This is a genomic window from Chryseobacterium potabilaquae, assembly GCF_902728265.1.
GTDB classification, from domain to species: Bacteria; Bacteroidota; Bacteroidia; order Flavobacteriales; family Weeksellaceae; genus Chryseobacterium; species Chryseobacterium potabilaquae.
The window spans coordinates 1-779 of sequence record NZ_CACVBR010000117.1 but is presented as its reverse complement, the minus strand read 5'-3'; the positions used below and the strand labels follow the sequence as shown (position 1 = coordinate 779).

1 protein-coding gene is annotated in these 779 nt (G+C 38.0%); it reads right to left on the bottom strand.

Features of this window, described 5'->3' with window-relative positions; all coding sequences use genetic code 11:
• Positions 1-53: 53 nt before the first annotated feature.
• Positions 54-779 (bottom strand): transposase (locus CHRY9293_RS18420; protein WP_162034310.1); only part of this gene is annotated, 726 nt, incomplete at its 5' end.

The window sequence follows — 779 nt, the reverse complement described above, 5'->3', positions numbered from 1 at the left end:
TTTTTTTGCTATAAAGTTTTTTAATGTCTCAGAAAAAATGAAAATTACTCTCTTTAAGCAACTTTCTTTCTTAAATTGTGTGCTAAAGCGTGTAAACCGAACTCCAGTTCTACTTTTTTTAAACCTTTAAGAGTAAAGCGCTTAAAATTGTTGCAATGTTTGAGGTGTGCAAACACAGGTTCTACTTCAACGGATCGTTGTTTTCGTTTTTTGATGCCTTCTTCGCTGTTTAAAAGCTTTCGTATTTTCTCTTTGTAATCTTCCAGATGATGGTTTCTTTCCACGCTTCTGTTTTCTTTGGAATTGTGGCAAACGCATCGCAGTGAGCATCCTTCACAGTTTTTAGCCTGATAGTGCGAGAACTTTTGAGGATAACCTGTCTTGGTTTTCCGAGTGCTTTCGTGCGTTTTTTCCATCCTCTGACCCATCGGGCAAACGTAAAAATCCTTTTCAGTGTTGTAATGAAGATTTTCTTTGCTGAAAGTCTTGTGCTTTGCCTGATAACGGGTGTCCTGCTCTTTGTCGAACGTATTGTATTTTACATAGGGTGTAATTTGGTTTTGTTCCAGCAATTCATAGTTCTGTTCGCTTCCGTAACCTGCATCAGCAGTGAGCTCCTTTAATTCGGCTAACCTTTTTGCTCCATAGAGTTTCTCAAAATTTTTAAGATGATGCTCCAGCGTATTGAAGTCATTGGTCTGTTGATGAATGGTATAATTGACGATGATTTGATTTTCCGTAGAAATTTGTGCATTGTAGGCTGGTTTGAGCTGTCCGTT